The sequence below is a fragment of the Desulfocurvus thunnarius genome, assembly GCF_055390965.1.
Genome location: NZ_AP042411.1, coordinates 1,546,262 through 1,573,173 on the forward strand (window position 1 = coordinate 1,546,262; position 26,912 = coordinate 1,573,173).

General features: G+C 72.5%; 28 protein-coding genes. 18 read left to right on the top strand and 10 right to left on the bottom strand.

The features are described 5' to 3' along the window. The first annotated feature begins 4 nt into the window (after window positions 1-4). The gene (gene epsC, locus ACZ5KV_RS06610) at window positions 5-937 is read left to right on the top strand and encodes a serine O-acetyltransferase EpsC (protein WP_464241554.1); all 933 of its coding nucleotides are present in this window, start codon (window positions 5-7) and stop codon (window positions 935-937) included. A 107-nt stretch (window positions 938-1,044) separates the two neighbouring features. Here epsC and ACZ5KV_RS06615 read toward each other — a convergent pair whose 3' ends face one another. From ACZ5KV_RS06615 to ACZ5KV_RS06645, 7 genes are all read right to left on the bottom strand, one after another. Then, window positions 1,045-3,597: a heavy metal translocating P-type ATPase gene (locus tag ACZ5KV_RS06615; RefSeq protein ID WP_464241555.1), complete on the bottom strand. Its 2,553-nt coding sequence runs from the start codon at window positions 3,595-3,597 to the stop codon at window positions 1,045-1,047. Between the two features lie 28 nt (window positions 3,598-3,625). After that, window positions 3,626-3,817 carry a FeoB-associated Cys-rich membrane protein gene (locus ACZ5KV_RS06620; protein ID WP_464241556.1) on the bottom strand — a complete coding sequence of 64 codons (192 nt, stop codon included), beginning with the start codon at window positions 3,815-3,817 and terminating at the stop codon, window positions 3,626-3,628. Window positions 3,818-4,074: 257 nt separating this feature from the next. Further along, complete coding sequence (gene cmk / locus ACZ5KV_RS06625; protein ID WP_464241557.1) at window positions 4,075-4,740, bottom strand: (d)CMP kinase; 666 nt, start codon at window positions 4,738-4,740, stop codon at window positions 4,075-4,077. After that, window positions 4,737-5,849, bottom strand: a complete 1,113-nt coding sequence (gene hisC / locus ACZ5KV_RS06630; RefSeq protein ID WP_464241558.1) for a histidinol-phosphate transaminase — start codon at window positions 5,847-5,849, stop codon at window positions 4,737-4,739. Before hisC ends, cmk begins: the two co-directional genes overlap by 4 nt. Before the next feature lie 163 nt (window positions 5,850-6,012). Continuing rightward, window positions 6,013-6,492, bottom strand: coding sequence for a hypothetical protein (locus ACZ5KV_RS06635; protein WP_464241559.1), 480 nt, complete (start codon window positions 6,490-6,492; stop codon window positions 6,013-6,015). 129 nt (window positions 6,493-6,621) lie between these two features. Continuing rightward, complete coding sequence (bioB, locus tag ACZ5KV_RS06640) at window positions 6,622-7,668, bottom strand: biotin synthase BioB (RefSeq protein ID WP_464241560.1); 1,047 nt, start codon at window positions 7,666-7,668, stop codon at window positions 6,622-6,624. Continuing rightward, window positions 7,641-7,916: a helix-hairpin-helix domain-containing protein gene (locus ACZ5KV_RS06645; protein WP_464241561.1), complete on the bottom strand. Its 276-nt coding sequence runs from the start codon at window positions 7,914-7,916 to the stop codon at window positions 7,641-7,643. The genes bioB and ACZ5KV_RS06645 overlap by 28 nt, the downstream gene beginning before the upstream one ends. Window positions 7,917-8,112: 196 nt before the next feature. On the opposite strand from ACZ5KV_RS06645, the gene ACZ5KV_RS06650 reads away from it, so the two are divergent. Genes ACZ5KV_RS06650 through ACZ5KV_RS06665 form a run of 4 tightly spaced genes read left to right on the top strand, consistent with a single transcriptional unit; the run spans window position 8,113 to window position 12,422 of the window. Beyond that, window positions 8,113-9,699 (top strand): cobyrinate a,c-diamide synthase, encoded by a 1,587-nt coding sequence (locus tag ACZ5KV_RS06650; RefSeq protein WP_464241562.1) that lies wholly within the window; start codon window positions 8,113-8,115, stop codon window positions 9,697-9,699. Beyond that, the gene (cbiD, locus tag ACZ5KV_RS06655) at window positions 9,696-10,808 is read left to right on the top strand and encodes a cobalt-precorrin-5B (C(1))-methyltransferase CbiD (RefSeq protein ID WP_464241563.1); all 1,113 of its coding nucleotides are present in this window, start codon (window positions 9,696-9,698) and stop codon (window positions 10,806-10,808) included. The genes ACZ5KV_RS06650 and cbiD overlap by 4 nt, the downstream gene beginning before the upstream one ends. Then, on the top strand, window positions 10,805-12,016 hold the full coding sequence (gene cbiE / locus ACZ5KV_RS06660; RefSeq protein ID WP_464241564.1) for a precorrin-6y C5,15-methyltransferase (decarboxylating) subunit CbiE: 1,212 nt from the start codon (window positions 10,805-10,807) through the stop codon (window positions 12,014-12,016). Before cbiD ends, cbiE begins: the two co-directional genes overlap by 4 nt. A gap of 10 nt (window positions 12,017-12,026) precedes the next feature. Next, window positions 12,027-12,422 (top strand): secondary thiamine-phosphate synthase enzyme YjbQ, encoded by a 396-nt coding sequence (locus tag ACZ5KV_RS06665; protein WP_464241565.1) that lies wholly within the window; start codon window positions 12,027-12,029, stop codon window positions 12,420-12,422. Between the two features lie 137 nt (window positions 12,423-12,559). Here ACZ5KV_RS06665 and ACZ5KV_RS06670 read toward each other — a convergent pair whose 3' ends face one another. Together ACZ5KV_RS06670 and ACZ5KV_RS06675 are read right to left on the bottom strand one after the other, a co-directional pair. Further along, the gene (locus ACZ5KV_RS06670) at window positions 12,560-13,714 is read right to left on the bottom strand and encodes a Bcr/CflA family efflux MFS transporter (protein WP_464241566.1); all 1,155 of its coding nucleotides are present in this window, start codon (window positions 13,712-13,714) and stop codon (window positions 12,560-12,562) included. A gap of 86 nt (window positions 13,715-13,800) precedes the next feature. After that, a complete protein-coding gene (locus ACZ5KV_RS06675; RefSeq protein WP_464241567.1) occupies window positions 13,801-14,793 on the bottom strand; it encodes an NAD(P)H-dependent glycerol-3-phosphate dehydrogenase in 993 nt (330 codons plus the stop codon). A 293-nt stretch (window positions 14,794-15,086) separates the two neighbouring features. Here ACZ5KV_RS06675 and ahbB point away from each other — a divergent pair, with 293 nt between their 5' ends. The 8 genes from ahbB (at window position 15,087) to ACZ5KV_RS06715 (ending at window position 22,418) form a co-directional block, all read left to right on the top strand. After that, on the top strand, window positions 15,087-15,563 hold the full coding sequence (gene ahbB / locus ACZ5KV_RS06680) for a siroheme decarboxylase subunit beta (RefSeq protein WP_464241568.1): 477 nt from the start codon (window positions 15,087-15,089) through the stop codon (window positions 15,561-15,563). Window positions 15,564-15,746: 183 nt separating this feature from the next. After that, window positions 15,747-17,012: a glutamate-1-semialdehyde 2,1-aminomutase gene (gene hemL, locus ACZ5KV_RS06685; RefSeq protein WP_464241569.1), complete on the top strand. Its 1,266-nt coding sequence runs from the start codon at window positions 15,747-15,749 to the stop codon at window positions 17,010-17,012. A gap of 42 nt (window positions 17,013-17,054) precedes the next feature. Next, window positions 17,055-18,131, top strand: coding sequence for a cobalt-precorrin 5A hydrolase (locus tag ACZ5KV_RS06690; protein WP_464241570.1), 1,077 nt, complete (start codon window positions 17,055-17,057; stop codon window positions 18,129-18,131). Next, on the top strand, window positions 18,092-18,895 hold the full coding sequence (gene cobJ, locus ACZ5KV_RS06695; RefSeq protein WP_464241571.1) for a precorrin-3B C(17)-methyltransferase: 804 nt from the start codon (window positions 18,092-18,094) through the stop codon (window positions 18,893-18,895). Before ACZ5KV_RS06690 ends, cobJ begins: the two co-directional genes overlap by 40 nt. A 204-nt stretch (window positions 18,896-19,099) precedes the next feature. Further along, window positions 19,100-19,498 carry a cytochrome c3 family protein gene (locus ACZ5KV_RS06700; RefSeq protein WP_464241572.1) on the top strand — a complete coding sequence of 133 codons (399 nt, stop codon included), beginning with the start codon at window positions 19,100-19,102 and terminating at the stop codon, window positions 19,496-19,498. Between the two features lie 72 nt (window positions 19,499-19,570). Next, a complete protein-coding gene (locus ACZ5KV_RS06705; RefSeq protein ID WP_464241573.1) occupies window positions 19,571-20,767 on the top strand; it encodes a hypothetical protein in 1,197 nt (398 codons plus the stop codon). Window positions 20,768-21,006: 239 nt separating this feature from the next. Further along, entirely contained in the window at window positions 21,007-21,195 is a 189-nt protein-coding gene (locus tag ACZ5KV_RS06710; RefSeq protein WP_464241816.1) for a hypothetical protein, read from the top strand. Between the two features lie 8 nt (window positions 21,196-21,203). Continuing rightward, on the top strand, window positions 21,204-22,418 hold the full coding sequence (locus tag ACZ5KV_RS06715; RefSeq protein ID WP_464241574.1) for a ubiquinone/menaquinone biosynthesis methyltransferase: 1,215 nt from the start codon (window positions 21,204-21,206) through the stop codon (window positions 22,416-22,418). 1 nt (window position 22,419) lies between these two features. Here ACZ5KV_RS06715 and ACZ5KV_RS06720 read toward each other — a convergent pair whose 3' ends face one another. After that, window positions 22,420-22,623: a DUF2065 family protein gene (locus ACZ5KV_RS06720; protein ID WP_464241575.1), complete on the bottom strand. Its 204-nt coding sequence runs from the start codon at window positions 22,621-22,623 to the stop codon at window positions 22,420-22,422. Between the two features lie 86 nt (window positions 22,624-22,709). Between ACZ5KV_RS06720 and ACZ5KV_RS06725 the strand changes: the two genes are divergently transcribed. The 5 genes from ACZ5KV_RS06725 (at window position 22,710) to ACZ5KV_RS06745 (ending at window position 26,903) form a co-directional block, all read left to right on the top strand. Continuing rightward, entirely contained in the window at window positions 22,710-24,023 is a 1,314-nt protein-coding gene (locus ACZ5KV_RS06725; RefSeq protein WP_464241576.1) for a nucleotide sugar dehydrogenase, read from the top strand. A gap of 83 nt (window positions 24,024-24,106) precedes the next feature. Then, a complete protein-coding gene (locus tag ACZ5KV_RS06730; RefSeq protein WP_464241577.1) occupies window positions 24,107-24,274 on the top strand; it encodes a hypothetical protein in 168 nt (55 codons plus the stop codon). Between the two features lies 1 nt (window position 24,275). Continuing rightward, window positions 24,276-24,998 (top strand): futalosine hydrolase, encoded by a 723-nt coding sequence (gene mqnB / locus ACZ5KV_RS06735; RefSeq protein ID WP_464241578.1) that lies wholly within the window; start codon window positions 24,276-24,278, stop codon window positions 24,996-24,998. Beyond that, window positions 24,995-25,927, top strand: coding sequence for a 1,4-dihydroxy-6-naphthoate synthase (locus ACZ5KV_RS06740; RefSeq protein ID WP_464241579.1), 933 nt, complete (start codon window positions 24,995-24,997; stop codon window positions 25,925-25,927). Before mqnB ends, ACZ5KV_RS06740 begins: the two co-directional genes overlap by 4 nt. A gap of 10 nt (window positions 25,928-25,937) precedes the next feature. After that, a complete protein-coding gene (locus tag ACZ5KV_RS06745; RefSeq protein ID WP_464241817.1) occupies window positions 25,938-26,903 on the top strand; it encodes a polyprenyl synthetase family protein in 966 nt (321 codons plus the stop codon). The last annotated feature ends 9 nt before the right edge of the window (window positions 26,904-26,912 follow it).

Consider the following 26,912-nt stretch of genomic DNA (forward strand, 5'->3'; position numbering starts at 1 on the left):
ACCCATGCAGCAATCCGACCCCAAATTCGATCAAGTCATCGACGCCCTGTGCGACCCACGCTCCTACGAAGTGGTGCACCACAGCCACGAACGCCACGTGCCCATGCCCTCGACGGCCGTGCTGGAGGAGATCGTGGGCCGCCTGCAGGCGGTGCTGTTCCCCGGCTACTACGGCTACTCCGATGTGGACGCCGCCACCATGCGCTTCCACGTCGGCGCCAACCTGGACAAGGTCCACCGCCTGCTGGCCGAGCAGATCATGCGCGGGCGCTGCTTCACCTGCGCCCTGGAGGCCGCCGACTGCGCCGACTGCGACACCCGCTCGCGCGCGGTGGCCTCGCAATTCATCGCCCGGCTGCCCGAGGTGCGCCGCCTGCTGTCCACGGACGTGATGGCCGCCTATGCGGGCGACCCGGCGGCCAAGAGCCCGGGGGAAACCATCTTCTGCTACCCCTCCATCCTGGCCGTGACCCACTACCGCATCGCCCACGAGCTGTACCACCTGGGCGTGGACCTCATCCCGCGCATCATCACCGAGATGGCCCACTCGCGCACGGGCATCGACATCCACCCCGGCGCGGAAATCGGCGAGGGCTTCTTCATCGACCACGGCACCGGCGTGGTCATCGGCGAGACGTGCATCATCGGACGCGGGGTGCGGCTGTACCAGGGCGTGACCCTGGGCGCCAAAAGCTTCCCCAAGGGCGAGGACGGCACGCTCATCAAGGGCATCGCGCGCCACCCCATCGTGGAGGACGAGGTCATCATCTACTCCGGGGCGACCATCCTGGGCCGGGTGACCATCGGCAAGGGCTCGGTCATCGGCGGCAACGTCTGGCTGCTGCACGACGTGCCCCCCGGCACGCGGGTCATCCAGCGCCCGGCGGGCGGCAACGGCGACGGCGAAGCCGCCCTGCTGCCGCAAAGCATCGACTGACGCGGGGCAAAGCGCCTCCAACGGACCGGGGCCCGGCGCGACGTGGTGTTTGCACCACGTCGCGCCGGGCCCCGCCCGTTTTTCAAAGCGCCCGGGGCGCCCGGGCCTCAATGCGCCGAGGGCCGGAACAGGCGCAGGCGCAAGGCGTTGCTGACCACCGTCACCGACGACAGGGCCATGGCCGTGCCCGCGAGCATGGGGTTCAGGGTCGGGCCGCCGAAGAGGTGCAGCACCCCGGCGGCCACGGGGATGCCCAGGGTGTTGAAGGCAAAGGCCCAGAAGAGGTTCTGGCGGATGTTGCCCATGGTGGCCCGGGCGAGCTCCAGGGCCGTGAGCACGCCGTACAGGTCGGCGTGCATGAGCACCACGTCGCCGGATTCCACGGCCACGTCGATGCCCGAGCCCATGGCCACGCCCAGGTCGGCCCGCGCCAGGGCCGGGGCGTCGTTGATGCCGTCGCCGACCATGGCCACGGGCAGCCCCTGGGCCTGGATTTCGCGCACGCGGGCTTCCTTGTCCTCGGGGCGGACCTGGGCCAGCACCTCGTCGATGCCCGCCTGGGCGGCCACGGCCCGGGCCGTGACGCCGTTGTCGCCCGTGAGCATGACCACGCGCAGCCCCAGGGCCCGCAGGCGCGCCACCACGGCGGGCGCCTCGGGCCGCAGGGTGTCGGCCACGGCTAAAAGCGCTGCCAACCGCCCGTCGAGCGCCAGATACAGGGCGGTCTTGCCCTGGGCGGAGAGATCTTCGGCGGCACGCACGGCGGCGGGCGCATCGCGCCCGGCCACGTCGTGCTCGTCCATCAGCGCGGCGTTGCCCAGCAGCAGGGCGTGGCCGTCCACCGTGGCGGCCACGCCGCGCCCGGCCAGGGCCCGGAAGGCCCCGGGCTCGGGCAGGGTCAGCCCGCGCTCCTGGGCGGCATGGACAACGGCCTGGGCCAGGGGATGCTCCGAGGTGCGCTCCACCCCGGCGGCCAGGGCCAGCAGGCGCTCCTCGCCGTGGGCCCCGCCGGGCAGGACCGTCAGGTCCGTAAGCACCGGGTGGCCGTGGGTCAGGGTGCCGGTCTTGTCGAAAACCACGGCGCGTACGGACTCGGCCGTCTGCAACGCCGCGCCGCTCTTGACCAGCACGCCGAGCTGCGCGCCGCGCCCGGTGCCGACCATGATGGACATGGGCGTGGCCAGCCCCATGGCACAGGGGCAGGCGATGACCAGCACGGCGATGAAGATGCGCAGGGCCAGGGCGGTGTCGCCCGTGCCCGCCAGCCAGGCCAGCCCGGAGACGATGGCCACGGCGATGACGGCGGGCACGAAATGGAAGCTGATGCGGTCGGCCAGCCCGGAGATGGGCGCCTTGGAGCCCTGGGCCTGCTGCACCAGCCGGATGATGCGCGCCAGCACGGTATCCTGGCCGACGCGGGCGGCGCGCACGGTCAGCGCGCCGGTGGTGTTCATGGTGCCGCCGGTCACGGCGTCGCCGGGGTTCTTGGTCACGGGCAGGGGCTCGCCGGTGAGCATGGACTCGTCCACCGCGCTGCCGCCCGCCGTCACCTCGCCGTCCACGGGCACGCGCTCCCCGGGGCGCACCAGCACCACGTCTCCGGGTTCCACCTCGTCCAGGGCCACGGTGGTGTGTTCGCCGTCCGGGCCGACCAGGGTCGCCGTGTCCGGCGCAAGGCGCATCAGCGCGCGGATGGCGTCGGACGTGCGCAGCCGCGAGCGGGCCTCGAAATACTTGCCCAGGGAGATCATGGCGATGAGCACCGCCGCGGACTCGTAATAGAGATCCATGGCGTGGACCTGCGGGTCCACCCCCAGGGCCACCAGCAGGGTGGCCCACAGGCTGTGCAGCAGGGCCGCGCCGGTGCCCACGGCCACCAGGGAGTCCATGTCCGGCTGGCGGCGCCAGAGGTTCGGCAGCCCGCGCAGGTAGAAATGGCGACCGGACCAGACCACCGGCAGGGTCAGGGCCAGTTGGGCCAGGGCGAAGCCCAGGGGGTTGTGCATGGGGTCGAGCCACGCGGGCAGGGGCAGCCCGGCCATGTGGCCCATGGAGAGCACCAGCAGCGGCGCGGCAAAGGCAAAGGCCGGGATCAGGCGCCGCCGGGCGGCCTCCAGCCGGGCCAGGGCCTCGCGGCGGCGCTCCTCGAACAGGTCCGGCCCGGCCCCGGGGGTCACGACGCGCGACTCGAAGCCCAGCTCGCGGATCTTGGCGCGGATGTCGCGGCGCGACACCCGGTCGGGCTCGAAGCGGAAACGGCCCGTCTCCCCCGCGAGGCTGACCTCGGCGGCGAGCACGCCGTCCATGGCGCCGACCACGCGCTCGATGCGCGCGGAGCACGCCGCGCAGTGCATGCCGCCGATGGCCACGTCCAGAACCTCCTCGCCGGGCGAGTCGTCCGGGCCTTCGGAGCTCCCGGCGGGCACGGGGGGCATGGTCACGGTGAAGCCCAGGTCGGCCACGCGCCGGGCCACGGCCTCGGGGCTCAGGGCCTCGGGGTCGTAGGCCAGGTCCATGGTCTCGCTGGCCAGGTTGACGCTGACCTCGCGCACGCCGTCCATGGCACCCACCACGCGCTCGATGCGCGCGGAGCACGCCGCGCAGTGCATCCCTTCCACGGGCGCCATCAGGCGCTTCGTGGAGGGCTTGTCGTCGCTCATGGAACCTCCCTTGCGGCCCTGTGCGGGGCTAGTCGCGGCGGCGGTGGTCTTCCAGGGGCCGACCTTCCGGCTGGCCGCCGCTCGGACAGGAATCGCCGCAGCCGTCGCAGCCGCAGCCGCACCCGCCGCCCTGCTTCTGCTTTTTCAGGCGGCGATACAGGTATACCCCCGCAACGGCCACAATGACCAGCACCAGGGCCAGATCGGCGAAATTGTTCATTGTCGTCCTCGCAGAGGCGCCCCCGGGGCCGGGAGCGCCTGGCTGAGTTTGAAAATCATTTGCAGAAAAGGATAGTGCCCGCGCCGCGCCGCGTCAAGGGGCGCGCCGCGGAGCGCCTGAAACGTCCGCACTTTTCGTGGAAAAACCGCACCGGGAGCCGGAGCGGCGAGCCCTTTCTCCGGGAACAGCCCCCCGGGGAACGGCCCGGGAGGCAACCCTGGCTCGGATTCAGGTTCGGGCCCGGATTCAGCCCGGATTCAGGCCCGGCCCAGGGCGGCCAGAATGGCCGCGAACACGCCGTCGATGTCCAGGGCGCCGGTGTCGATGACCACGGCGTCGGGCGCGGGGCGCAGGGGGGCCACGGCGCGGTTGCGGTCCTGATGGTCGCGGGCGCGGATCTGCTCGGTGACGAGGGCCAGGTCCGCCGGGGCGCCCATGGCCCGGAGCTGCTCGCAGCGCCGCCGGGCGCGGACTTCGGGCGCCGCGTCCAGGAACACCTTGTGCGCCGCCTCGGGGAAGACCACCGTGCCCATGTCGCGGCCCTCGGCGACCAGGGCCGTGGCCCGGCCCACGGCGCGCTGGGCCGCCATCAGGAACTCGCGCACCACCGGCAGCGTCGCCACGTCCGAGGCCAGCATGCCCACCTGCTCGGTGCGGATTTCGTCGCCCACGGGCCGCCCGTTCAGGTGCAGCATCGAGGCCGCGCCGCTGCCCGTCAGGCTGAAATCCAGCCCGGCCAGCCGCGCGCGCAGTGCGGCCTCGGGCAGGTCGCGGGCTCCGGGGCCCAGGGCCAGGGCCGTGGCGCGGTACATGGCCCCCGTATCCAGATAGGCCAGCCCCAGGGCCTCGGCCACGCGCCGGGCCAGGGTCGTCTTGCCCACGCCCGCCGGGCCGTCCAGGGTCACCACGCGCGGCGCGCTCATGCCAGCACCTCGGCCAGGGCACGCACCAGGGCCGCGTTCTCCTGCGCGTTGCCCACGCTCACGCGCAGGGACGCCGCCATGCCGTAGCTGGCCAGGGGTCGCAGGATGATGCCGCGCGCGAGCAGCGCCTCGAAGACGCCCCCGGCGTCCAGCGCCGCGCCCCCGGGCAGGTCCATGATGAAGAAGTTGGCCTGGGACGGCCAGACCCGGCAGCCCAGGGCGCCCAGCTCGCGGGCCAGATACTCCCGGCCCCGAAGCACGGCCTCGCGCGTGGCGCGGATGAAATCCCCGTCCCGCAGGGCCGCCAGCCCGGCCTCCTCGGCCAGGATATTCACCGAAAACGGCGGCTTGACCCGCAGGCAGTAGTCTGCAAGCCACTCGGGCAGCAGCCCGTAGCCCAGGCGCAGCCCGGCCAGACCGTACAGCTTGGAGAAGGTGCGCAGCACAGCCACGTTGGGGAATTCCTCCAGCCGGGGCAGCAGGGAATGCTCGCGTTCGCACTCCACGAAATCCATATAGGCCTCGTCGAGCACCAGCAGGCACTGCGGCGGCAGCTCGCGGGCCAGCCGCTCAAGCATGGCCACCGGCGGGGCGTAGCCCGAGGGATTGTCCGGCGTGGTCACGAAACAGATGGCCGTGTCGTCGTCCGCCAGGGCCAGCAGGGCGTCGGGGTCGAAGCTGAAGCCCGGGCCCAGGGGCGCCTGGCGGAACTCCACCCCGCACAGCCGGGCCTGGATCTTGTACATGGCGAAGCACGGCTTGAAGGCGATGATGTTGTCATGCCCCGGGCGGGCCTTGACGCGGACGAGCAGGTCGATGATCTCGTCGGAGCCGTTGCCGACCACCACCCGCCCGGCGGGCAGGCCGTGATGCGCGCCGATGGCCGCCGCCAGCCGGGGCGTGCCCGCCTGGGCATAGCGGAAGGCCAGGCCCGCTTTGTCGCACAGCACCTGCCGGACGACCGGCGAGGTGCCCAGCGGATTCTCGTTGGAGGCCATCTTGATCACCGAATCCAGGCCGTAGCGGGCCTTGATCTCGTCGATGGTCAGCCCCGGCGTGTACGCCTCGAAACCCTCGACCTCGGGCCGCACCCTGCGGATGTCGTCCATGCCCCTGTGCCTCCTTGCTGTTGCGCAAACTTGAAAACAAACGCCAAAGCCCGGCGCTTGTCAACCGGAGGAGGCGCACAGGGAGGGAGAAGAGGAAAATGCGGGAAAGAAGGGCGGAGCCGAAGCCCCGCCCCGGGGTGGAAACAAAGACGGCAGGAAAGGCCTACTGGTTCGCGCGCTGGCCCACGTCGGTCAGGCGGTCCAGGTAGTCCTGGACCTCGGCGGTGTTCTTCCACTGCTCGAAGCCGGACATCCAGGCCGGGAAGTCCATGAACTCCTCGTCGAGCTGGGCCTCGTGGCCCTGCATCCACAGGCCGAAGAGATACATTTCGAGCTTCAGGGCCTTGGTGTCCCACACGCTGGTCACCGTGCCGGGGGGATACTTGTTGCCGTCGTAGACCAGGGCCACGTGCGCGCAGGTGTCGGTGCAGGATTTCTGGTAGTCCACCAGCTCGCCGTTGTACTGTTCGGCCAGCCCGGCCAGGTGCTCCTGGGTCTTCTTAAGGTGCTCCATGATCTCGGCGGGAATCTCGATGCGCACGGCCTCGCCCTCCTCTTCCTTGACGAAGTAGAAGCGCAGCCAGTTCTCGAATTTCATCACCTCGGCCACGTCGGCCACGGCGCTGATCATCAGGTCGGACATGGGGATTCTCCTGTGGTACGTTGCCCCTCGCGGGGATTCCTCAAGTAGGCCGCGCCGGGCCGGGAGTCAACCCCCACAGGGGCCTTGCAAGGAGAACGGAGCCGCCGGAGAACCAGGGGGAGACGACGCTCAGGATGCAGGAGGCGCGGGTTCCGGCACGAGCCCCAGGCGTTCCAGGTCCGCAAGGTCCGCGGCCACGGATTCGCCGGGGGTGGTCAGGTAGTCGCCGACCATGATGCCGCTGGCCCCGCAGGTCAGCAGTTCGGCCTTGCGCGCGCCCAGCACGGCGGGCCGCCCGCCGCAGATGCGGATATGCCGGTCGGGCAGCAGGAGCCGCAGCAGGGCCACGATGCGCAGGGCCTCGTCGGCGGGCAGCAGGGCCCGGCCCTCCAGGGGCGTGCCCGGGATGGGCGTCAGGAAATTCACCGGCACGGAGGGCACGCCCAGGGCGCGCAGTTCCAGGGCCAACTCCACACGGTGCTCCCAACCCTCGCCCAGGCCGAACAGCCCGCCGGAACAGACATACAGCCCCAGGTCCACGGCGTGGCGCACGGTGTCCACGTCGTCGTCGTAGGCGTGGGTGGTGCAGATGCGCCCGAAGAAGCTGCGCGCGGTTTCCAGGTTGTGGTGGTAGGCCCCGAGCCCGGCGTCGCGCAGGGCTTCCAGGCTCCGCCGGGGCAGGATGCCCACCGAGGCGTCGGCGAACAGCCCCAGCCCGCGCACGGCGGCCACGGCGCGCAGCAGCTCCTGGAAATCGGCACCGCCCAGGGCCTTGCCGCTGGTGACGATGCCGAAACGCGTGGCTCCGGCCTCGCGGGCCGCCCGGGCGGCCTGGACGATGGCCTCCAGGCCGATGAACGGATACTCGCGGCAGGCGCCGCGCCGGCGGGCGTGGTGATGCGCCGACTGGGCGCAGAAGGCGCAGTTCTCGGAGCAGGAGCCCGAGCGGGCGTTGACGATGGAGCACAGCCCGATGCGCGGGCCGAAGTGGCGCTCCTTGACCTGCCGGGCCGCGTCCAGCAGCGCCCGGGCCGCCTCGCCGCCCTGCGCCGGAAGCGCGCCCACGCGCCGCCCCAGCTCCATGGCCTCGTCCCGCCCCAGGGCCTGCCCGGCCAGCACCCGCCGCCCCGCGTCCTCGAAATATCCGCTCACCGCCCGTCCTTCCAGTTCCACCATTTCAAAAGCTCCGGGTCGCGGGCCCGGCCCTCGGTGCGCGCGAAATACCGCGCGCAGCGGAACACGTAGAGCACGCAACGGTCCACATGGCATCCTTCCAGGGCCATGAGCCGCTCGTACATCTCCTGCGGGTCCGCCCCGGCCAGTTCGGCCACGCGCCCGTAGCCCAGGCGCAGCAAATCCTCCGCCATGCGCGGCCCCACGCCCGGAATGCGCCGCAGCTCCCGTATGCTCTCGCGTTCGTCCACGCCCCGGTCTTACCGCCCCGGGCCGGGGCTGGCAAGGTCGCGGAGCCGCGCTTCCCACCCCGCCCTTGCACTTTCGCCCCGTTTGCCCGACCATGACCCGGCCCAGGCCCTCGCGGACACATGCCGGAGAGGGCACAGGGCCGGGGCGTGAGGCCCTTTCCCCTCGCCCCGTATCAACCCCCAACCCCGCACGCCCATGCCCCGAACCATCGTCGTCGCCGGAACGCACAGCGGGTGCGGCAAGACCACGGCCGCCCTGGCGCTGATGGCGGCCCTCCGCCGCCGGGGGCTGACGGTGCAGCCGTTCAAGGCCGGGCCGGATTTCATCGATCCCGGATACCACGAGCTGGTCACGGGCCGGGCCGGGCAGAACCTGGACGGCTGGATGATGGGCGAAGCCGGGGTGCGCGAGGTTTTCGCCCGCCACGCGGCGGGGGCGGACGCGGCCGTGGTCGAAGGCGTCATGGGCCTGTTCGACGGCGCCGACGGCGCGGGGGAGGACGGCTCCACGGCGCAACTCGCCAAGTGGCTGAACGCGCCGGTGCTGCTGGTGGTGGACGCGCGCAGCATGGCCCGCAGCGCGGCGGCGGTGGTGGCGGGATTCGCGGGATTCGACCCGGAGCTGCGGCTGGCCGGGGTGCTTTTCAACCGCGTGGGCTCGGCGCGGCACCGCGAACTTCTGGAGCAGGCCATGGCCACGGCCCTGCCGCAGGTGCCCGTGCTCGGGCTGCTGGGCCGCGACGAGGCCCTGGCCCTGCCCTCGCGGCACCTGGGGCTGGTCACGGCGCAGGACCACGGCCTGGACCACGGGGCCGTGGCCCGGCTGGCGGACTGGATGCTGGCCGGATGCAACGTGGGCCGCGTGCTGGCCCTGGCGGCGGAACTGGAACTCCCGGCGCCGCCCGCCCCGGGCATCGGGGCGACGCCCCACCGCGACGACGGCGGGGCACCCCGGAGCGCCACGGGCGCCGGAAACGCTCCGCCCGACCAAGGCGGGCCGGACCATCCGGGCACCCCGGGCGACCCCGGTGGAACAGACAACGCCCCCACGCCCTCTTCCGGTTCCACCCCCGTGCCCGGCGCCGCCCCGGCGCCCGCTTCCCCCCGCCCCTCCCGGGTGCGCATCGGCGTGGCCCGCGACGCGGCCTTCTGCTTCTATTACGCCGAGAACCTGCGCCTGCTGGAGGCCGCCGGGGCGCAACTCGTGCCCTTCTCGCCCCTGGCCGACGCCGGGTTGCCCCCGGGGCTGCGCGGGCTGTACCTCGGCGGCGGCTACCCCGAGCTGCACGCCGCGCGTCTGGCGGCGGGCGAATCCATGCGCCGGGCCGTGCGCGCCCTGGCGGCGGCGGGCGCGCCGGTCTACGCCGAGTGCGGCGGGTTCATGTACCTCATGCGCAGCCTCGCCGACGCCTCGGGCGCGCGGCATGCCATGTGCGGCGTCTTCCCGCTGCACGCGGCCATGGCCACGCGGCGCAGCGCCCTGGGCTACCGCGAGGTGGTCACGCGCGAGGCAGGCATCCTCGGCCCGGCCTGGACCATGCTGCGCGGCCACGAGTTCCATTATTCGCACCTCGCGGGCCCGCCGGAGGGCGCGGCCGCGGACGACGCCGACCCGCCGCGCCTGCTCTACCGCGTGCGCGCCCGCGAAGGCTGGACGGACCAGGCCGAGGGCTTCGCCGTGGGCAACGCCCTGGGCACGTACATCCACGCCCATTTCGCCTCGAACCCCGACGTGGCCCCGGCCCTGGTGGCGGCCTGCCGGGCCTGGGAGGGCGCGCCGTGACCCGCCCGCTGCGCGAGGGCTTCACCACCGGCACGGCGGCGGCGGCCGCCGCCAAGGCCGCGGCCCTGTGGCTGGCCACCGGGGCGGCCCCCGCGCGGATGGACACGCCCCTGCCCCCGGGCGGGCGGCTCATGGTGCCCGTGGCCGCCGTGCTGCCCGAGGGCGGCGGCGCCCGCGCCCGCGTCATCAAGGACGGCGGCGACGACCCCGACGCCACCCACGGCCGGGCCGTGGAGGCCGTGGTGACCCTGGACCCGGACGGGCGGCCCGGGGCGGTGGAGCTTCTGGGCGGGCGCGGGGTGGGCCGCGTGACCCTGCCGGGCCTGCCCGTGCCGCCCGGGGAACCGGCCATCAACCCCGCCCCGCGCGCGCAGATCCGTCGCGCCGTGGCCGAGGCCCTGGACGCGGCCCGCTTCCGGGGCGCGGCCCGGGTGACGGTGGAGGTGCCGGACGGCGAGGAAATCGCCGCAAAAACCATGAACGCCCGCCTGGGCATCGTCGGCGGGGTGTCCATCCTGGGCACGCGCGGCACGGTCCGGCCGTTCAGCCACGAGTCCTGGGCGGCGACGGTGCTCCAGGGGCTGGACGTGGCCCGGGCCCAGGGGCTGGACCACGCGGCCCTGGCCACGGGCGGGCGCACCGAGGCCCTGCTGCGGGCCGACCTGCCCGGGCTGCCGCCCCTGGCCTTCGTGCAGTTCGCGGATTTCTTCGCCCTGGCCCTGTCCGGCGCGGCAGAGCGCGGCTTCGCCCGCGTCACCGTGGGCTGCTATTTCGGCAAGCTGGTCAAGATGGCCCAGGGCCACGAGTACACCCACGCCCACACGGCGGCGCTGGACTTCGACGCACTGGCGCGCTGGTGCGCCGGGGCCGGGCTCGCGCCCGGGGCGGTGGCCGCCGTGCGCCGCGCGGTCACCGCGCGCCATGTGCTGGAAATGGTTTTGGCCGATCCGGCAAAGGATGCTATCATCGCCCAGGTGGCCGCGCGGGCCCTGGCCGCCGCCCGGCGCCACGCCGGGGGCCCGGCCCGGCCCATTCCGGCCATCGCCCTGCGGGTCTACGCTTTCGACGGCGGCCTGCTCTGCGCAATCCAAGGAGAAAGCGGACCATGACCATCCACGTCGTCGGCCTGGGTCAGGACCCCGACAACCTGCCCGAGCACTCCCAGGGCCTCATCGAACACGCCGAGCTGCTCTGCGCGGGGCGGGACATCCTGGACCACTTCGAGGACCACCCCGCTGAAAAACTGCCCGTGACCAGCCCCCTGGACGCGGTGATCGAGCACCTTGCCGACGCCCACGCCGACGGGCGGATGGTGGTGGTCCTGGCCGACGGCGACCCGCTGTTCTACGGCATCGGGGCCACGCTCATCGACCGCCTGGGCCCGGAGATCCTGCGCATCTACCCCGGCGTGAGCACGTTGCAGGCCGCCGCAGCCAAGGTCAAAATCCCCTGGCAGGACGTGGCCGCCGTGTCCCTGCACGGGCGCGACGACTACGGCCCGCTGTTCTCGGCGCTGCATACGCGCGACTGGGTGGCCGTGTTCACCGACGGGCGCAGCGTGCCCTCGGCCATCGCCCAGAGCATCCTGGACAAATGCGGCCCCCTCTTTTTGATGTGGGTGCTGGAAGACCTGGAGAGCGAGTCCGAACGCGTGCGGCGCTTCAGCCTGGAAGAAGCCGGGCGCACGAGCTTTTCCAAACGCAACCTGGTGCTCCTGGAGCGCGTGGGCACGCCGGAGCTGCCCCTGGGCCTGGGCCTGCCCGACGAAGGCTACTGCCGCGAGGGCAACCTGATCACCAAAGCACCCGTACGCGCGGCGGCCCTGGCGGCCCTGCGCCTGCGCCCGGAGTCCGTGGTCTGGGACCTGGGCGCGGGCTGCGGCGCGGTGGGCATCGAGGCCTCGGCCCTGTGCTGGCGCGGGCGGGTCCATGCCGTGGAAAAAAACGCCGACCGCGTGGGCATGATCCGTGCCAATGTGCTGCGTACCGGGGCCTTCCTAGTCGAGGTGCTGCACGGCACGGCCCCGGCCTGCCTGGACGAACTGCCCGACCCGGACCGGATTTTCGTGGGCGGCGGGCTGCTGGGCGGCACGGCCCTGCTGGAAGCCGCCTGCGCGCGGCTGCGCCCGGGCGGGCGGCTGGTGGCCAACGTGGTGCTGCTCGAGTCCCTGGCGCTGGCCGAAGCCTTCTTCGCCCGGCGCGGCTGGCCCTGCGAGGTGACCCTGGTGTCCGCCGCGCAGTCCGGCGGGCTGGCGGGCGGCACGCGCCTGGAGGCCCACAACCCCGTGTTCATCGTCGCCGCCGAGCGGCCCGAATAAGGAGCCCGCCATGGACCAGCTCACCATCGTCACCAACGCCCGCACCCAGATGGTGGACATCACCGCCCAGGTCCAGGAACTGGTCCGCCAGCGGGGCTGGGCCGAGGGCGCGCTGCTGCTGTGGTGCCCGCACACCACCGGGGCGCTGACGGTCAACGAGGCCGCCGACCCCGACGTGGCCCGCGACGTGACCGCGACCATGAACGCCCTGGTGCCGCGCGAGGGCGACTACCGCCACGCCGAGGGCAACTCCGACGCCCACGTCAAGACCAGCCTCTTCGGCCCGGCCCTGCCGTGCATCGTCTCCGGCGGCCGCGTGCGCCTGGGCACCTGGCAGGGCCTCTACTTCTGCGAATGGGACGGCCCGCGCACCCGCCAGCTCTGGGCCCAGTTCCTGCCCGCGTAGCGCTTTCGCGCCCCGCCCGGGCCACGCAAGCGGGGTTGTGTCTCACGAAATGCGTTTCGTGAGACACAACCCCGTTTGTTGCGCATCCGTGAGACGCAAACCCCGTCCGTTTTCGGGCGGGGCCCCGCCGCGCGCCTTTATGCCTTGCGGCCCCGGCGGCCGAGCAGGGCCAGGGTGACCATGGGCACCATGGACCCGGCCACGCCCAGGGTGCCGATGAGCACCGGGCGGGGCACCAGTTCCAGGGACACCGCCTGCATGGCCAGCCCGGCCACCAGGAACATGGTGAAGGTCATCACCGCCGAGGCCGCGCCCACGTCGGTGCTCACCTGCTCCAGGGTCATGTGGTTCGCCAGCGGGCGGCTCATGCCCAGGAAGAACGACATGACGAACATGGGCACTGCGAAGGCCACCGGGGTGGCCGCGCCGCCGAGCAGGATGCCCGCCGCGCCCGCCAGGATGCCCAGCAGCGAAAAGCGCAGGATGCGCTGCGACTCGATGCCCACGCACAGCCGCGAGCAGACCGCCGCCCCGGCCATGACCCCCAGGGCGTTGAACCCGAAAGCCAGGCCGAAGGCCCGCTCGCTCAGGCCGAAATCCCCGATGTACAGGTCCGCCGAGCCGCCGATGAAGGCGAACTGCCCGGCCGCCGTCACCGAGAAGGCCAGGGTGTAGACCACGTAACGCCGGTTGGACAGCAGCACCAGATAGCGCCCCAGCACGGCGCCCAGCCCGCCCCGGGTCCGCTCGAATTCCGGCTCGCGCAGGCGCAGCCCGCCATACAGCGCCGCCAGGGCGCACGTGCCCTGGCACAGGAATATCCAGCGCCACGAGAGGACCTCAAGCATCCAACCGCCCAGAAGCGGTGCCAGCATCGGGCACAGGGGCACGATGACCCCGATGATGGCCAGGATGCGCTGGCGCTCCAGGCCCTCGTACAGGTCCTTGGTCAGCGCCAGGGCCAGGAACGCCGCCGCCGCCGCGCCCATGGCCTGAAGCACCCGCGCCGCCACCAGGACGGTGATGGAATCCGCCGCCGCGCAGGCGTAGCTGCCCGCGATATACAGGAGCACCCCCCACAGCAGTACCGGCCTGCGGCCCACCCGGTCCGACAAGGGGCCGTGAACCAGCAGAAAGAAGCTGAAGCAGATGAAAAAGGCCGTCAGGGACAGATTGGCCTGGACCGGCGAAATGGACCACAACGTCTGCAACGCGGGCAGCGCGGGCAGGTACATGTCCGTGGACAGGGCCGGAAAGGCCGCCAACAGAATAATCAACACCAGATTGGGCATGGAACACTTCCGTCAAAAGGGGGAGCCGCGCCCCGGCGAACCCGGCGGCGCGGTGCAAAAGGGAGAAGGCGGCAGGCCCCGCCCGGCTATTCGTCCTTGAGATCCCGGGTCATCAGGTCGGCGACGGCGCGGCCCGGGTCCTTGTCCTCGTAGAGCACCTTGTGGAGTTGCTCGGTGATGGGCATGGGCACGCCCAGCTCACGGGCCAGCCGGTACACGCTGCCCGTGGTCTTCACACCCTCGGCCACCGTGCGCGTGGCGGCCAGGATGTCCGTCAGGCGCCGGCCCCGGCCCAGAGCCAGGCCCACCTGCCGGTTGCGCGACAAATCGCCCGTGCAGGTCAGCACCAGGTCGCCCAGGCCAGCGAGCCCCTGGAAGGTCTCGGCCCGCGCGCCCAGCGCCACGCCCAGCCGGGCCATCTCCGCCAGGCCCCGGGTGATGATCGCCGCGCGCGCGTTGTGGCCGAACTCCAGCCCGTCGGCGCAACCCACGGCAATGGCGATGACGTTCTTGAGCGCCCCGCCCAGTTCCACGCCCCGGCAGTCCGGGTTGGTGTAGACGCGAAAACGCGCGGAACTGAGCGCCTGGCGCACCTCGCGGCCCAGGGCCGCGTCCTCGCAGCCCAGGGCCACCGCCGTGGGCACCCCGCGCAGCACCTCGCGCGCGAACGACGGCCCCGAGAGCATGGCGTACCGGGGGTCGAGCCCTGCCAGTTCCTCGGCCACCACCCGCGACATGGGCGCCAGGGTTTCCAGCTCGATGCCCTTGCTGGCGCAAACCACCACCGGGCGCGCAGGCAGATGGACCCGAAACGCGCGCAGCGACGCGCGCAGGAACTGGCTGGGCACCGCCCAGACCAGAAGCTCCGCCCCGTCCACCGCCCAGGCCGGATCGTCCGTGGCCGCGATGCGCGGGTCCAATTCGACCCCGGGCAGATAGACCGCGTTGCCCTGCCCCCGGGCAAACGACTCCAGAACCTCGGGCGAGCGCACCCAAAGCCGCGTCTGGTGTCCGCACCCGGCACTCACGTGGGCCAGCGCCGTGCCCCAGGCTCCCGCGCCGATGACCGCTATGCGCATGAACTCTCCTTGCGCCGACGGCGCCCGCAAGCAATATCAAACCCTGCGCCCACCACGCAACCTTGCATCCGGGCCCCGGGTCCGCTATCAGGGCTGGTGCGGGCCGCGCGAGGCAGACCGGCGGAGGGGGGAGCAGGGAGCCTTTTCCGGCGCCAAAGACCCCCTGCTCCCCCCTCTGCCGGACCCTCCCCCCCTCATCCCCCAAATGCGCTCCCGCGGGGAAGGGCTTTTCGCGAAAACGCCCGCAAGGCAAAGAGACACAACACTCCCAGGAACAGCGCCGAGGAAACGCCATGGCCATACAGTTCACCGACACCGAAAAAGCCATCCTGCGCCGCGTGCAGGGCAACTTGCCCGACAGCGCCACGCCCTTTGCCGACATCGCCCGTGAAGCGGGCGCCACCGAGGAGCAGGTGCTCGAACTGGTGGCCCGGCTCAAGGAGTCCGGCGCCATCCGCCGCTTCGGGGCCACCCTGCGCCACCAGAAGGCCGGCTACGCCCACAACGCCATGGTCGCCTGGCGCCTGCCCGAAGGTACCGACGCCGAGGCCGTGGGCGAGGTCATGGCCGCCCGCCCGGAAATCTCGCACTGCTACATCCGGCGGACCACCCCCGAGTGGACCTACCAGCTCTACACCATGATCCACGGCCAGACCCCCGGCGACCACGCCCGCGTGGTCGCCGAACTCAGCGCCGCCACGGGCCTGACGGACTACGCCGTCCTCGAATCCGTCCGCGAGTTGAAGAAGACCTCCATGAAATATTTCTAGCCGCCCACGGCCCCACCCTGCCCCAAAGAGCGGATTTTGGGAAAAGAAGGGTGGGGGAAAGGGTCTTGGAGAGGGGCCGGGGGGAGAACCCCTTTTCCCGGCGGCAAAAGGGGTTCTCCCCCCGCCCCCTCTCCAGGCTTCCCCGAGCGACGCACCACGCACCACAGCCACAGGAGACCCGACATGCGATCCGACGAATTGTTTGCCAAGGCCCAGCAACTGATCCCCGGCGGGGTCAACAGCCCGGTGCGCGCCTGCCGCAGCGTGGGTGCGGACCCGCTGTTCATCGAGAGCGCGGCGGGCGCCCGGCTGCGGACGGTGGACGGCGACGAACTGGTCGATATGGTCATGAGCTGGGGGCCGATGCTGCTGGGCTACGCACACCCCGAGGTCACCCGCGCGGCGGCCGGGGCCGCGGCGCGGGGCGCCAGCTTCGGCGCGCCCTGCCCGCAGGAAGTGGCCATGGCCCAGGCGGTGGTGGACGCCGTGCCCGGCGTGGAGATGGTGCGCATGGTCAGCTCGGGCACCGAGGCGACCATGAGCGCCCTGCGTCTGGCGCGCGGCTACACGGGCCGCACCCTGGTGGTCAAGTTCACGGGCTGCTACCACGGCCACGCCGACAGCTTTCTGGCGGCGGCGGGCTCGGGGGTGGCCACCCTGTCCATCCCCGGCACCCCGGGCGTGCCCGCGCAGGTGGTGGCCCACACGCTGCTTGCGCCGTACAACGACCTGGAGGCCGTGCGCGCCCTGTTCGCCGAACGCGGAGCGGACATCGCGGCGGTAATCGTGGAGCCCGTGGCGGGCAACATGGGGCTGGTGCTTCCCGCGCCGGGCTTCCTGGAGGGCCTGCGTGAACTGACCCGCGCACACGGCGCGCTGCTCATTTTCGACGAGGTGATCACCGGCTTCCGCGTGGCCCTGGGCGGAGCCCAGCAGCGCTTCGGCATCACGCCGGACCTGACGACCATGGGCAAGATCATCGGCGGCGGCTACCCCGTGGGCGCCTACGGCGGGCGGCGCGAGATCATGGAGCACGTGGCGCCGTGCGGCGGGGTCTACCAGGCGGGCACGCTGTCGGGCAATCCGGTGGCCATGGCCGCCGGGCTGGCGACCCTGAACCTGCTGGCCCGGGCGGACTACGCGGCCCTGGAGGCGCGCACCGCCGCCCTGGTGGCCGAGCTGGGGGGCATCATGACCGAGAAGGGCGTGCCCCACGCCATCAACCACATCGCGTCCCTTTTCACCCTGTTCTTCTCCGAGGGTCCGGTGACGGACTTCGCCTCGGCCAGCGCGGCGGACGCCGGGCGCTACGCGCGCTTCTACACCCAGATGCGCCGGGGCGGCGTGAACCTCGCGCCCTCGGCCTATGAATGCGCATTCACCTCCTTCGCACACACCGAGGAGGACTACGACCGCTACCTGAGCGCCGCCCGAGCGGCTGAGCTGTAGGCCGGGCCGATGTTCGAGCCGCATGGCGGAGGCGGGGGGAACATGGCGCCGCCCCCGCAGGGCCCTTCCACGGCGGTCTACGCCCTGACGCCCGCCGGGGCGCGCCTGGGCCGCGCCCTGGCCCGGGCTCTGGAGGCCGACTTGTTCGTGACCCGCCGCCTGGAGCCGGACTACCCCGGCGCCACGGCCTTCGACGCCCTGGTGCCCTTCGTGGGCACGGTGTTCGGGGCCTACCGCCGCCACGTGTTCGTGGCGGCGGCGGGCATCGTGGTCCGCGCCGTGGCGGCGCACCTGCGCGGCAAGGGTGAAGACCCGGCGGTGGTCGCCCTGGACCAGCGCGGGCGCTTCGCCGTGAGCCTCGTGTCCGGGCACCTGGGCGGGGCCAACGCCCTGGCCCGCGAGGTGGCGGCCATCACGGCGGGCACGGCCGTGGTCACCACCGCCACGGACAGCGAAGACCTGCCGTCCCTGGACGTGCTGGCCGCCGAGCGCGGGCTGGCCATCGCCAACCTCGGCGCGGTCAAGGCCGTGAACATCGCCCTGCTGGCGGGCGACCCCGTGCAGGTGCTCGACCCGGACGACCGCCTGGGCCTGCGCGCCGGGGGCGGGGCGGAAGGGGGCGAAGAGCCCTGGCCCGGGCATTTCGTACACCTGCCGGAGCCCGGGGCGTGGCGCCCGGGGCTGCCCGGGGTGCGCGTCACCGAACGCGCGGCCGCGCCCGGGGAGCAGGAGCTGGTGCTGCATCCGCCGTGTCTGGCCGTGGGCGTGGGCTGCCGCCGGGGCGTGACTGCGGGCGAGGTCGTGGCCGCCGTGGAGCGGACCCTGGCCGGAGCCGGGCTGTCGCCCCTGGCCGTGCTCGGGCTGGCCAGCATCGGCCTCAAGCGCGACGAGGCCGGGCTGCTCGAGGCCGCCGCGCGCCTGGGCAAGGCCATCCTGTTCTATGAAACGGGCGACCTCAAGGACATCCCCGTGCCGAACCCCTCGGCGCGGGTGGAACGCGAAACAGGAGTACCCGGCGTATGCGAGGCAGCGGCCATGAGACTGGCAGGGACGAAGGAACTGCTGGTGCAGAAGACCAAATGCGGCAAGGTGACGGTGGCCGTCGCCCTGGCCGGGTAACGGTCGTCGGGCTGGGGCCCGGCGACGACACGCACCTTTCCCCCCGGGCCTGGGCGGCCCTGACCCGGGCCCACGCCGTGGTCGGCTACAAGACGTATATGGACCTCGTGCATCCGGCGCTGCTGGAGGGCAAGGAGGTGGTGGTCACCGGCATGCGCCAGGAACTCGACCGCGTGCGCGCGGCCATCGACCTGGCCCGCCAGGGCCGCGAGGTGGCGGTGGTCTCCGGCGGAGACGCCGGGGTCTACGGCATGGCCGGGCTGGTCTTCGAGATGCTCGAGCAGGCCGGGCTGCTGGACGAGGTGCGCGCCGAGGTCGTGCCGGGCATCCCGGCCCTGGCGGCGGCGGCGGCGGTGCTCGGCGCGCCGCTGACCCACGACTTCGCCGTCGTCAGCCTGTCGGATCTGCTCACGCCCTGGGAGCGCATCGAGGCCCGCCTGGACCATGCGGCGGCGGCGGATTTCGTCGTCGTGCTCTACAACCCGCGCTCGCGCCGCCGCGACTGGCAACTGCCCCGGGCCCTGGAGATCATCGCCCGCCACCGCGGCCCCGAAACGCCCGTGGGCCTCGTGCGCCAGGCCTGCCGCCCGGGCCAGACGGCCCTGGTGGCGCCGCTTTGCGAGTTCGACCCCGGCGCGGCGGACATGGTGTCCATCGTCATCGTGGGCAACTCGTGCACCCGGGCCCACGGCGGGCGCATGATCACCCCGCGCGGCTACATGGACAAATACGGCCCCGGGGGCGAGGGGGAGGCCGGGGCCTGAGCCCGCGCGGCCCAGGCGCTGGCGCGCATCTTGCTTGGCAAAGGGCGGCCCCTGGGCCGGCGCCGGAACCGGGACGCACAAGCGGCATGCGCGCCGCCCACGTCCCCGTTTTTCGGCGGGGCTTGCCTTGACATGGCAAGCCACGTACACTAGGGCTCCCACTGTGTGAATACTGTGTCAATCACTTGAGGAGGTGAAACCGCGATGAAGAAGTTCGTTTCCATGGGTCTCATGAGTGCTGCGGTCATGTGCTTCGCCGCTCTGCCCGCCGTGAACGCCGCCGACGCGCCCGCCGACGGCCTGAAGATGGCCAAGACGGAGAAGCCCGTGGTGTTCAACCACAGCACCCACACCGCCAACGACTGCAAGGCGTGCCACCACACCTGGGACGGCGCCGGGGCCATTCAGTCCTGCGCTTCGGCCGGTTGCCACGACGTGATGGACAAGAAGGACAAGTCCGTCAACTCGTACTACCTGGCCATGCACAACAAGAAGGCCGCGCACCCCACCTGTGTGTCCTGCCACGCCGACAAGGCTGGCGCCGACAAGGACCTGAAGAAGAAGCTGACCAGCTGCAAGGGTTCCGCCTGCCACGCCGAGTAGGCCTGGCACCGGAGAGGGGGCCGCGCACGCGGCCCCCATTGCTCAATGGGACGCAACCCCGAGAGGTCCGCGATGGTACCGGGCGACGCCGACACGGAAGACATCCTTGAACTGACCGACATCATCAGGAAAGGCGACCTCGTCGATGCGGGCGGGGCCGAAGCCGATGACGACCTCAGTTTCGAGCAGGAGCTCGAGGAGCTGTTCGCCGACGACAAGGACGGCGGCTCCGGGGCTCAAGATGCCGACGACGACGACCTGGACCTGGGCGACCTGGAAAAGGAACTGGATTCCCTGGGCTCCTCGATCGCGGGAGACGCGCCGCAAGCCGACCCGGGCAAGGGCGGCGGCGGCAAATCCGACGATCTGGACGACCTGGACGGACTGGGCGACCTGGAGGCGGCCCTTTCCGGGCTGGGCGACGACCCCGGCGCGGGCGACAGCCTGGACGACAACCTGGGCGGCCTGGACGACAGCCTGAGCGACCTGGACGACTTGGGCGGCGACGGACTCGGCGACGACGGGGAAGGCGACCTGGACCTCTCCAGCCTGGACGACCTGCTGAACGAACTGGACGGCGGCGCCCCGGCGCCCGCCAGGAAACCCGCCGCGCAAGCCGCACCCGCCAAGGCCGCCCCGGCCTTCGGGCCCGACGCGCGGGACGAGGCCCCCGCGCCCGCAAAACCCGCGCCCGCAGCACCCCAAAACGAGCCCGCCGCGCTGGACGACCTGAGCGGGCTGGACGACCTGGAAGGCCTGGACGACCTGGACAAGGCCATCGCCGACCTGGACGGCCTCGGCCTGGACAACCTGGACACGGACGATGCGCCCGAGGCCGCGCCCGCAGCCGAAGCGCCCGCCGAGCCCGAACCGGCGCCGGAGCCCGCCCCGGCTCCCCGGGCCGCCGCACCCGCCGCGCGCCTCGCCGAGGGCCCGCCCGCCGTGCTGCCCCAGGAGGCCCTGGAGAGGCTGCTGGCGCGCACCGACCGCCTGGAAGCCAGAATGGACACGGACCTGGACGCGCGCATCGAGGCGCGCATCGAGGCCCGGATTCAGGAAGCGCTGGACCGGCATCCCGCCCCCGCGCCGGAGCTGCCCGCCGGGCTCAGGGAAGAGTTGGTGGCCGAGATCAGGGCCGGGCTGACCGAGGAAATCAAGGCCGCCCTGCTGGCCGAGCTGGAGGCGGAAGTCGAACGCCAGGCCGCCGCGGCCGCCGCCCGCGTGATCCGCGAAGAGATCGCGGCCCTGCTCCAGGGCTCGGGGGGCTGACGCTCCGCCCGGCGCCTTGGCGCACAAGTCTTTTTCGGGCCCGCAGCCGGATGGCGCGGGCCCTTTTTCCTGGCCCGGGCGCACTCGACTCGCGCCGGGGGCCATGCTACAAGGCCGGAAAAACGAGGGTGGGCTTCACGGTTCCTCCTCTTTTCCCGCCCGGACGCCCGACTCGGTGGTCTGGGCCGTTTCCCCCCGGGCGGGTTTTTGTTTTCCCCTGAGCGTTCCCGGAGGCCATGGTGGACAAGGACAGCAAGCAGGCCCTGCAGGTAGCCAAGGAGATCACGGTCAAGTTCATCGAGACCGGACGAGTCTCCCCCAGCAATTTTTCCGAAATCTTCCCGGCCATCTATAACGAAATCCTGCGGACCATCACCGACGCGGCCCCCGGCGAACGGGACGCCGCCTCCGGCGACGGCAAGGCCTGAGAACCGCCATGAGCACCGCCGAGCATTCCGCCCACGCCGGACGCGTCCGCACCATGTTCGGGCGCATTGCGGGCCGCTACGACTTCCTCAACCATTTCCTGAGCCTGGGGCTGGACGTGGTCTGGCGGCGGCGCATGGTGCGCACCGTGCGGCCCCTGGTCACGGGCCGCTTCCTGGATCTGGCCGCCGGAACCATGGACGTGGCCCTGGAGCTGCGCCGCCAACACCCGGGCTGCTCCGTGCTGGCCATGGACTTCGCCCTGCCCATGTTGCGGCGCGGCGCGGCCAAGCTCGGCGGCCACCGCCGCGGCGTCCAGCCCGTGCAGGCCGACGGCCGGGCCCTGCCCCTGCCCGACGCCTGCGTGGACGCCGTGACCATCGCCTTCGGCATCCGCAACATCCTGCCCCGTCAGGCGGCCTACGCCGAAATGCTGCGCGTGCTCGCCCCGGGCGGGCGGCTGTGCATCCTGGAGTTCGGCTCGGCCAGCCGCCCCATCTGGAAGGGTGTGTACAATTTCTATCTCGACCGCCTGCTGCCCCTGGCGGGCCGCGTGATTTCCGGCGACGCCACGGCCTACCGCTATCTGGCCGACACCATCCGGGCCTTCCCCAGCGCCGAGGGCCTGGCCGACGAATTGCGCGCGGCGGGCTTCACCGGCGTTGCCCACTCGCCCCTGTCCGGCGGCATCGTCACCATCCATGTGGCCGAGAAGCCCGCGAGCCCGGGCGGCACCTTCGTTGTCGGCGCCTCCAGGGCCAAGGCTCCCGCCGGGCCCGCCCAGGCCCCCGTCCCCGAAACCTCAGCGCCTGAAATTTCCGCCCCGGCCGCCGGGAACGCCGCCCTGCGCGCCGCCGCCAACGTCCAGGCCGGGCTGGGCGCCCTGGAAGCCCTGGCCGCCCAGGCGCCCACGCCCAAAACCAGGGCCAAGGCCCCGGCGGCCACGGCCGGGGCGGCAAGGCCCAAGGCCGCGAAGTCCAAAAAGGCGGCTCCGGCCAAGGCCGAAACCGCACCCGAAGCCGAACCGAAGCCCAAGGCCAAGGCGACCGCGCCCGAAGCCAAGGCCCCGGCCAAACCCAAGGCCAAGCCCGCGCCCAAGCCCAAAACGGACACCGCGGGCAAGGCCGGACCCAAGGCCCCGGCAAAGCCCAAGGCCAAGCCCAGGACCGCTGCGGAAACCAAGGCCCCGAAGGCCCCGGCAAAGGGGAAGAAAAAGACGCCCTAGCCTAGACGAGACGGCGCGCGAGATACACCAGGGCCAGCCCCAGGGCCACGGCGACGCCGCCCATGGCCCGCAGTTCGGCGGGGGTGCGCTCGGAGAGCAGGCGCAGCAGGGCGGGCATCCGCGACGCCCCGGCCACGTAAACCAGCCCCTCGAACACAAAGGCCAGCCCCACGGCGCAGACGAAAACGGACCAATCGAATTGCATGGGCACGTCCTACCCCGGCCCGGGGAGCGTGTCCAGACCCCGGCGGGAAGCCCCCCGCCGGAACCCAGCAGGAGACGATTCCGCACATGACGACCTTCGACGAACTTTCCTCCCGCGCCAAGCCCGTGGCCGTAGTCGGCCTGGGTTACGTGGGCCTGCCCCTGGCCGTGGCCCTGTCGCGGCATTTCGCCGTCATCGGCTTCGACATCAGCGCCGGGCGCGTGGAGGAGCTGCGCGCCGGGCACGACCGCACCGGCGAGGTGGCCCCCGGCGCCCTGGCCGGGGCGGCCATCGAATACAGTTGCGACCCGGCCAGCCTGCGCCGCGCCGGGCTGATCATCGTCGCCGTGCCCACGCCCATCGACGCCTACCGCAGCCCGGACCTCGGCCCCGTGCGCGGAGCCAGCGCCACCGTGGGCGCCAACCTCGCCCCCGGCACGGTGGTGGCCTACGAGTCCACCGTCTACCCGGGGCTGACCGAAGAAGTCTGCGTGCCCATCCTCGAAGAGCGCTCGGGCCTGACCTGCGGGCGCGACTTCTTCGTGGGCTACTCCCCCGAGCGCATCAACCCCGGCGACAAGGTCCACACCCTGGAGACCATCGTCAAGGTCGTGGCGGGCATGGACGACCCCACCGCCGACCTGCTCTGCGCGGTGTACGGCTCGGTGGTCAAGGCCGGGGTCCACCGCGTGACGAGCATCCGCGTGGCCGAGGCCGCCAAGGTCATCGAAAACACCCAGCGCGACCTGAACATCGCCCTGATGAACGAGCTGGCCCTGATCTTCGACCGCATGGGCATCGACACCCTGGAGGTCCTGGAAGCCGCGGGAACCAAGTGGAACTTCCTGCCCTTCCGGCCCGGGCTGGTGGGCGGGCACTGCATCGGCGTGGACCCCTACTACCTGACCTTCAAGGCCGAGGCCATCGGCTTCCACCCCCAGGTCATCCTGGCCGGACGCGGCACCAACGACGGCATGGCCCGCTTCGTGGCCGAAACCGCCGTCAAGCGCATCATCGCCCGCGAACGGCTGGTCAAGGGCGCGAGGGTCGGCGTCCTGGGCCTGACCTTCAAGGAAAACGTGCCCGACCTGCGCAACACCAAGGTGGTGGACGTGATCCACGCCCTGGAGGAATACGGCGTGGCCTGTCTGGTCAACGACCCCATGGCCGACCCCGCCGAGGCCCGCCATGAATACGGCCTGGAACTGACGCCCCTGGAGGCCTTCACCGGGCTGGACGCCCTGGTTCTGGCCGTGCCGCACCGGGCCTACCGCGCCCTGGACGCGGCGGCCATGACCGCCATGTTCGCCCCCGGGCAGGCCCCGCTGCTGCTGGACCTCAAATGCTTTTTCGACCGCCGGACCCTGCTGGAGGCGGGCTTCGACCTCTGGCGGCTGTAGGAACCGCCATGGACGATGCGCAACACGACGACGCCCCCGCCCCGGTGAACTGCTGGCGGGACTGCTGAAGCGGGCTGCGCGAGGTGTCCCTGCTCCTTGCGCGGCTGCCCTCCGGCGGAGGGCTCACGGCGGAGACAACGGGCGAGGGCGTGTTCAAGGTGGACGCCATCGCCCGCCACCGTGGCGCGCGCATCGTCGCGCGCCGCGTGCTGCCCTCGGGGCGCGTCCTGCTCACCCTGCGCAAGGACTGACATGCTCGTTCTGGCCCTGGCCACCGCCAAGGAACTCTGCGCCGCCCTGCCCGGGGCGCCCTCCGGCCTGGAGCCGGGCGCCACGGCCCCCGTGGCCCTGCCCGGGCGCCGGGCCCCGGCCGCCGTGGCGCTGGTCACGGGGGTCGGCCCCGTGGGCGCGGCCCTGCGCCTGGGGCGCCTGCTGGGCGCCCTGGGCCCCGGGGCCGTGGCCGGGGTGGTCAACCTCGGCGTGGCGGGCAGCTTCGACACCGCCGCCCTGCCCCTGGGCGCCGTGGCCGTGGCCGCGCGGGAAACCTGGCCGGAATACGGCCTGCGCACCCGGGCCGGGGTGGACGCCGCCGCCCTGGGCTTCCCCGTGGGCCGCGCGCCCGAGGGGCCCATCGGCCCGAGCCTGGACCTGGCCCCCGACGCCGCCGCCAGCGCCCTGGGGCTGGCCCTGCCCGCCGCGTGGCCCCGGGCGGCGGCGCTGACCGTGGCCGCCGCCAGCGCCGACGCCGCCACGGCGGACGCCCTGCGCGCGGCCCACGGCGCGCTGCTCGAAAACATGGAGGGCTACGCCCTGGCCCTGGCCTGCCGCGAAGCCGGGCTGCCTTTCCTGGAGGTCCGCAGCGTATCCAACGCCGTGGGCACCCGCCGGGCCGACGCCTGGAACCTGCCCGGGGCCCTGGCCGCCCTGGGCCCGGCCCTGGCCGCCCTGTGCGCCGGGCCCGGAGACCTTTCATGACCACCGCAACCACAGCCGACATGAACATGACCGACACCGCCGCCGCTCCGGCCCCCCTGTCCGTGGCCGTTTCCCCCTGCCCCAACGACACGTTCATCTTCGCGGCCTGGGTGCTCGGCCTGTCGCCGGGGCCCGGCCCGGAGCCCCGCGCCGACGCGTGCTTCCACTGGGCCGACGTGCAGCAGCTCAACCAGTCCGCCGCCGCCGGGCGCTTCGACGTGGTCAAGCTCTCGGCCGCCGCCGCCCTGGCCCTGGAGGACCGCTACGAGATCCTGCCCTGCGGCGGGGCGTACGGCACCGGAGCCGGGCCCAAGCTCGTGGCCCGGCCGGACGGCCCCGAGGCCCCGCGCACCGTGGCCGTGCCCGGGCTGGACACCACGGCCTTCGCCGTCTTGCGCGCGGCCCTGGGGCCCGGGTTCACCGCGCTGCCCATGCGCTTCGACCACATCGCCCCCGCAGTGGCCCGGGGCGGGGCCGACGCCGGGCTGCTGATCCACGAAACCGCCCTGGTGCCCGAACGCTACGGGCTGACCCTGCGCCTGGACCTCGGCGCATGGTGGGCCGGGCACGGCGGGGGCACGCCCCTGCCCCTGGGCGTCATCGCCGCCCGGCGCGACCTGCCCGAGGCCCGGCGCCGGGGCGTGGCCGAGGCCATCCGCGCCAGCCTGACCCTGGCGCGGGAGCGGCGCGAGGCCGTCTGGCCCCTGGTGCGCGCCCTGGCCCGCGAGCTGGACGACGCCACCCTGGAGGCGCACATCGCCGCTTACGTGGACGACCTGAGCCTGGACATGGGCGCCACGGGCCGCGCGGCCCTGGACGCCCTGCGTGCCCTCGTCCGCGCGAACGGGCCGGCAGGGCCCGCCGCGCCCGGCCCCGCAGCGGGCCAACCGTCCGGAAGCGCTTGCCATCCACGTCAAACCCATGGATAATACCCATCACATGAACTCCATCACCCACTACCTGCACAACGAGCTGCCGCGCATCAACGCCTTCCTGGAGGCCCAGACCGCGCGCCTGGACCCCGTGGTCCGCCCCGCCGCCGAACATGTGCTCGGGGCCGGAGGCAAGCGCCTGCGGCCGCTTTTGGCCCTGGTCGCCGCCCGGGCCCTGGGCTGCACGGCCGATCCCTATCCCATGGCCTGCTCCCTGGAGTTGCTGCACTCGGCGACCCTGCTGCACGACGACATCCTCGACGCCGCCGTCATGCGCCGGGGCCGCGCCGCCACCCACGTGGAGTTCGGCCGCACCGGCACCATCCTGGCGGGCGACGTGCTCCTGGCCCTGGCCAACCGCCTGGTGGCCGACTACGACATTCCGCGCCTGAATGCCGTGCTCTCCGAGGCCATCCTGCGCACCGTCACCGGCGAGGTCATGGAAATCGCCAACGTGCGCAACACGGCCATGAGCGAGGAGCGCTACTACGAAATCATCACCGGCAAGACGGCCTACCTGTTCCAGGGCGCGTGCGAGTGCGGGGCCATCCTGGCCGGATGCGGCGCGGCCACCGAGCGCGCCGCCCACGACTACGGCCTGAACCTGGGCATCGCCTTCCAGCTTGTGGACGACGCCCTGGACTACGTGAGCCCCTCGGAAATCACGGGCAAGCCCTCGGGCGGCGACCTGCGCGAGGGCAAGATGACCCTGCCGCTCATCCTCTACCTGCGCACCCTGCCCCCGGACGCCCGCCAGAAACTGGAAACCCGCATCGCGCAAGACGACCTGGACGCCGAGGCCGCCCGCGCCATCGCCGACCGGGTGGCCGCCTCGGGCTGCGCCGAGGCCACGCGCGACGCCGCGCGCGGCTACGCGACCCTGGCCGCCCAGGCCCTGGAAGCCTTCCCGGCCAGCCCGGAACGCGACCTGATGGCCGACATGCTGGATCTGGTGTTGTCCAGAAACAAATAAACACTCCCG

Coding starts and splice junctions, on each gene's coding strand:
- epsC (WP_464241554.1), top strand. CDS start 5: ATGCAGCAATCCGACCCCAAATTCGATCAAGTCATCGACGCCCTGTGC.
- ACZ5KV_RS06615 (WP_464241555.1), bottom strand. CDS start 3,597: ATGAGCGACGACAAGCCCTCCACGAAGCGCCTGATGGCGCCCGTGGAA.
- ACZ5KV_RS06620 (WP_464241556.1), bottom strand. CDS start 3,817: ATGAACAATTTCGCCGATCTGGCCCTGGTGCTGGTCATTGTGGCCGTT.
- cmk (WP_464241557.1), bottom strand. CDS start 4,740: ATGAGCGCGCCGCGCGTGGTGACCCTGGACGGCCCGGCGGGCGTGGGC.
- hisC (WP_464241558.1), bottom strand. CDS start 5,849: ATGGACGACATCCGCAGGGTGCGGCCCGAGGTCGAGGGTTTCGAGGCG.
- ACZ5KV_RS06635 (WP_464241559.1), bottom strand. CDS start 6,492: ATGTCCGACCTGATGATCAGCGCCGTGGCCGACGTGGCCGAGGTGATG.
- bioB (WP_464241560.1), bottom strand. CDS start 7,668: ATGGTGGAACTGGAAGGACGGGCGGTGAGCGGATATTTCGAGGACGCG.
- ACZ5KV_RS06650 (WP_464241562.1), top strand. CDS start 8,113: ATGCCCCGAACCATCGTCGTCGCCGGAACGCACAGCGGGTGCGGCAAG.
- cbiE (WP_464241564.1), top strand. CDS start 10,805: ATGACCATCCACGTCGTCGGCCTGGGTCAGGACCCCGACAACCTGCCC.
- ACZ5KV_RS06665 (WP_464241565.1), top strand. CDS start 12,027: ATGGACCAGCTCACCATCGTCACCAACGCCCGCACCCAGATGGTGGAC.
- ACZ5KV_RS06670 (WP_464241566.1), bottom strand. CDS start 13,714: ATGCCCAATCTGGTGTTGATTATTCTGTTGGCGGCCTTTCCGGCCCTG.
- ACZ5KV_RS06675 (WP_464241567.1), bottom strand. CDS start 14,793: ATGCGCATAGCGGTCATCGGCGCGGGAGCCTGGGGCACGGCGCTGGCC.
- ahbB (WP_464241568.1), top strand. CDS start 15,087: ATGGCCATACAGTTCACCGACACCGAAAAAGCCATCCTGCGCCGCGTG.
- hemL (WP_464241569.1), top strand. CDS start 15,747: ATGCGATCCGACGAATTGTTTGCCAAGGCCCAGCAACTGATCCCCGGC.
- ACZ5KV_RS06690 (WP_464241570.1), top strand. CDS start 17,055: ATGGCGCCGCCCCCGCAGGGCCCTTCCACGGCGGTCTACGCCCTGACG.
- cobJ (WP_464241571.1), top strand. CDS start 18,092: ATGCGGCAAGGTGACGGTGGCCGTCGCCCTGGCCGGGTAACGGTCGTC.
- ACZ5KV_RS06700 (WP_464241572.1), top strand. CDS start 19,100: ATGAAGAAGTTCGTTTCCATGGGTCTCATGAGTGCTGCGGTCATGTGC.
- ACZ5KV_RS06705 (WP_464241573.1), top strand. CDS start 19,571: ATGGTACCGGGCGACGCCGACACGGAAGACATCCTTGAACTGACCGAC.
- ACZ5KV_RS06715 (WP_464241574.1), top strand. CDS start 21,204: ATGAGCACCGCCGAGCATTCCGCCCACGCCGGACGCGTCCGCACCATG.
- ACZ5KV_RS06720 (WP_464241575.1), bottom strand. CDS start 22,623: ATGCAATTCGATTGGTCCGTTTTCGTCTGCGCCGTGGGGCTGGCCTTT.
- ACZ5KV_RS06725 (WP_464241576.1), top strand. CDS start 22,710: ATGACGACCTTCGACGAACTTTCCTCCCGCGCCAAGCCCGTGGCCGTA.
- mqnB (WP_464241578.1), top strand. CDS start 24,276: ATGCTCGTTCTGGCCCTGGCCACCGCCAAGGAACTCTGCGCCGCCCTG.
- ACZ5KV_RS06740 (WP_464241579.1), top strand. CDS start 24,995: ATGACCACCGCAACCACAGCCGACATGAACATGACCGACACCGCCGCC.
- ACZ5KV_RS06745 (WP_464241817.1), top strand. CDS start 25,938: ATGAACTCCATCACCCACTACCTGCACAACGAGCTGCCGCGCATCAAC.